Annotated in this window: 1 protein-coding gene; it reads left to right on the top strand. The window is 67.3% G+C overall.

The window, feature by feature from the left end; all coding sequences use genetic code 11:
• Window positions 1-18: 18 nt before the first annotated feature.
• On the top strand, window positions 19-4689 hold a 4671-nt coding region (locus AC07DF_RS41240; protein ID WP_478982739.1), incomplete at its 3' end, for an amino acid adenylation domain-containing protein.

The raw sequence follows: 4689 nt of genomic DNA, 5'->3' as shown, positions 1-4689 counted from the left end.
GCGGCGGGTGAGCGGCCGGTGCTGGATGTGGTGGCGACGTCGTTCCGCCGGTGGGCGGGGATGCTTCCGGGTCTGGCTGAGGCCCGGGCGGGTGAGCTTGAGCTGTGGTGTGGGGTGTTGGAGGGTCCGGGGCGGGAGGCGTTGCTGGGGCGGCGTGCGCTGGATCGGGTGCGGGACACGGTCGGTGGTGCGGGTGTGGTGTCGGTGTCGGTGCCGGCCGGGGTGAGTGAGGCGGTCCTGACGCGGGTGCCGGCGCTGTTCCATGCGGGTGCTGATGATGTGCTGCTGACGGCGCTGGCGCTGGCTGTGACCGCCTGGCGCCACCAGCACGGCCGGTGTGATCAGCGTGGTGGGTGTGGTCAGCGTGGTGGGTGTGGTCGTGGGGATGTGCTGGTGGATGTGGAGGGGCATGGGCGGGTGGATGTGGAGGGGGTGGATCTGTCCAGGACGGTGGGCTGGTTCACGACGATTTTCCCGGTCCGGCTGGATGTGGGTGAGGTGGACTGGGATGAGGTGTGGGCGGGTGGCCCGGCGTTGGGCGGGGTGGTCAAGCGGGTCAAGGAGCAGATGAACGCGCTGCCCGATGACGGGTTCGGTTACGGGCTGCTGCGTTATCTGAATCCCGGCACCGCCCCGGTTCTGGCGGGCTATGACCGGCCCCAGATCGCTTTCAACTACCTCGGCCGCTTCGACACCGCTCTCGAGGCGGGTGGGGGAGAGGTTCCGGGAACGCCTCTGGGGGCTGATCCGGGCATGGGGATGTCCCACTGTCTGGAGATCAACGCGATCGCGCACGGCAGTGGTGAGGACGTGCGTCTGGATGCGGTGTGGTCCTGGCCGCAGGAGGTTCTGGACCGGGATGAGGTTGAGGAGCTGGCTGGTCTGTGGGTTCGGATGCTGGGGGTTTTGGCGGGGCATGCGGCTCTGCCGGAGGCGGGCGGGCATTCGCCCTCCGACTTCCCCCTGGTCACCCTCGACCAGGTGCAGCTCGATGAGTGGGCTGGTGAGGGGATGGCCGTCGAGGATGTGCTGCCTGCTTCGCCGTTGCAGGAAGGGCTGTTGTTCCACGCGCTGTTCGACGAGGACGCCGCCGACATCTACAACGTCCAGCTGGTGCTGGACCTGGCGGGCGTCTTGGACGCGGGGGTGCTGCGGCGGTCGGCGGAGGTGCTGGTGGGCCGGCATGCCAGTCTCCGTGCCTGCTTCCGGCAGGCCGGCGGTGACGGTGAGCCGGTCCAGGTGATCGCCGGCAACCCGGTGCTCCCGTGGCGTGAGGTTGATCTGAGCGAGTACTCCGGGGCGGGTCAGCGTGAGCGGGTGGCGCGGCTGCTGGAGGAGGAACGGGCTGCCCGTTTCGACATGGCCAGCGCGCCGCTCATGCGCTTCCTGGTGATCCGCCTCGCCCCGGACTGGCACAAGCTCGTGATCATGAACCATCACATTCTGCTGGACGGCTGGTCGAGTCCGCTGGTTGTGCGGGAGCTGTTCGAGCTGTATGGGCAAGGCGGGGACGACAGTGCGCTGCCCGCGCCGGTGCCCTACCGGCCGTATCCGGCCTGGCTGGCGCGGCAGGACCGGACCCAGGCCGAAGAGGTCTGGCGTGAGGTGCTGGCCGGGGCGGAACCGACGAGGCTCGCCCCCACCGGCCACCGGTCACAAGCCGGCACGCGTGAGGAGACCGTGGTTGAGCTGTCCGGCGAAGCTGATTCAGCGATAAGGCAGTTGGCGCGTCGGCATGGGCTGACGGTGAACACGGTGCTGCAGACGGCGTGGGCGTTGTTGCTGGCCCGGCTGACGGGGAAGGACGATGTCGTCTTCGGTATGACGGTGTCGGGACGGCCGCCGGAGATCCCCGGCATCGAGCAGATGGTCGGCCTGTTCATCAACACCGTTCCGGTCAGGGTTTCCTGTGCCCCGTCGCTGACACTGACCGAGTTGATGGCCCGGGTGCAGGAGGAGCAGTCCCGCCTTAGCGACCACCAATACCTGGGCCTGACCGACATCCAGCGTGCCGCCGGCCAGGGTGAACTCTTCGACACCCTCTACGTGTTCGAGAACTACCCCGTCGCCGTCGACAGCGCTGATCTGCCCGGAGGGCTGACGATCACCGGCATCGAAGGCTACGACGGCGACCACTATCCCTTGAAGCTCGGCGTGTTGCCGGGTGACAAGTTGGGGTTGCAGCTTCGGTACGACAGCGAGCTGTTTGACACATCGGCGGCTGAGACGATGCTGAGCCGATTGAAGCACTTGCTCCACACGATGCTGGACGATCCTGATCAGCGGGTTGCTGCCGTCGATGCGCTGGTTGCCGGTGAACGGGAGCGGCTGCTGGTCGAGTTCAACGACACGACCCGTGCGGTGCCGGATGGCACGGTATCCGAGTTGTTCGAGGTCCAGGCAGCGCGGACCCCGGACGCGGTCGCGGTGGTCTGCGGCGATGCCCGTCTGAGTTACAGGGAGTTGAATGCCCGGGCGAACCGGTTGGCACGTGTGTTGGTGAAGCGGGGTGTGGGTCCGGAGCGTCTGGTCGGGCTGGCGTTGCCGCGGTCGGCGGACATGGTCGTGGCGGTCCTCGCGGTCCTCAAGGCCGGCGGTGCCTACCTGCCCATCGACCTGGATCATCCCAGCGAGCGGATTGCGTTCATGCTCCGAGACGCCGGTCCCGAGGTGATAGTGACCACGGTCGAGTCGGCATCGGAGTTGCCGATTCAGGACACTGCGCAGTGCGTGTTCACCGATGAGGTCGGGCTCCACGACGGACAGCCTGACAGCAACCTTGCACGCCCAGGGTCGGCGGTTGATCCGGCGTATGTCATCTACACGTCGGGGTCGACCGGTAGGCCAAAGGGCGTTGTCGTCGAGCATCGGTCGCTCGTTGCCTATCTGAGTTGGGCGGCGGAGACGTATCCGGGAGTGCGCGGAACGGCACTGCTGCACTCGCCGCTGTCGTTCGACCTGACAGTCACAGCCCTCTATGCGCCATTGCTCCATGGCGGTTGTGTCTATATAGCCGAGCTGGAAGAGGTGGCTGAGGCACCGCTCTGCGAGCCGACGTTCCTGAAGGCGACGCCGAGTTACCTGACGCTGCTGGACAGCCGACCCGAGGTGGGCTCGCAACTGAGTGAGCTGGTGTTGGGTGGCGAGGCGCTGCTGGGTGAAGCACTTGAGGAATGGCGCCGTGGTCATCCCGAGACCACGGTGATGAATGAGTACGGCCCGACCGAGACGACTGTCGGTTGTATGGAGTACCGCATCGCGCCTCAGGATCAGGTCAAGGCGGGCGTGGTGTCACTGGGCCGACCTGCGTGGAACACCCGTATGTATGTCCTGGGCGGCGGCCTTGAACCAGTGGCGCCGGGTGCGGTGGGTGAGCTGTATATCGGCGGCGCTCTGGTAACGCGGGGGTATCTGAATCGTGCGGGTCTGACGGCGGGCCGGTTCGTGGCGGATCCGTTTGGTGCGGCGGGTGGGCGGTTGTATCGCACGGGGGATCTGGTGCGGTGGGGCGGGGACGGGCAGTTGGAGTTCGTCGGGCGTGCGGATGATCAGGTCAAGGTCCGTGGTTTCCGGATCGAGACGGGGGAGGTTGAGGCTGCGCTGCTTTTGGATCCCGGTGTGGCTCAGGCGGTGGTGGTGGTGCGGGAGGACCGGCCGGGTGATAAGCGGCTGGTGGGTTATGTCGTTGCGGAGCAGGGTGTCGCTGCGGGTGGGTTGGATGTTGCTGCGGTGCGTGAGGGTGTGCGGGGGCGGTTGCCGCAGTACATGGTGCCGTCGGTTGTGGTGGTGCTGGATGGTCTGCCGTTGACGGTGAACGGGAAGCTGGACCGTGCCGCGCTCCCCGTGCCGGATGTGTCGGGCATGACGTCGGGGCGTGGTCCGCGTACTGGCCGGGAGGAGGTGTTGTGCGGGCTGTTCGCTCAGGTGCTGGGGCTGGCGGAGGTCGGTATTGATGACAGTTTCTTCGCGTTGGGCGGGCATTCGCTGCTGGCGACGCGGTTGATCAGCCGGGTGCGGTCGGTGTTGGGGGTGGAGTTGTCGATCAGGGATCTGTTCGAGGCTCCGACGGTGGCGGGGCTGGTGGAGTGTGTGGGGGATGGGGTGGTGCGTCCGGCGTTGGAGCGGGTGGAGCGGCCGCAGCGGGTGCCGTTGTCGTTCGGTCAGCGCCGGTTGTGGTTCCTGAACCAGTTGGAGGGGGGCGGGGCGACGTACAACGTGCCGGTGGCGTTGCGGTTCACGGGGGTGTTGGACCGGCGGGCGCTGGAGGCGGCGCTGGGTGATGTGGTGGAGCGGCACGAGGCGTTGCGGACGTTGTTCCCGGGGCAGGACGGGCGTCCCTGGCAGCATGTGGTGCCTGCGGGTGAGGCCAGGCCCCGGCTGCTGGTGGAGCAGGTCGAGGCCGGGGGGATGCGGCAGGCCGTGGCGCGTGTGGCGGCACAGGGATTCGATGTGGTGGTGGACCTGCCGTTGCGGGCGCATCTGCTGTGTGAGAACCCCAGCGAACAGCAGCAGCAGGAGCAGTTGGAGCAGCAGGAGCAGTTGGAGGAGCTGGAGGAGCAGGAGGAGCAGCTGGGGGAGCTGGCGTTGGAGGGTGTGGGGGGTGAGGTGTTGGTGCTGGTGGTGCACCATATCGCCACGGATGGGTGGTCGATGGGGCCGTTGGCGCGTGATCTGGCTGCGGCGTATGCG

The sequence above is a fragment of the Streptomyces sp. NPDC044719 genome (assembly GCF_056433405.1).
Note: the sequence above shows the minus strand (reverse complement) of the source record. Positions and strands in the feature narration are given on the sequence as shown.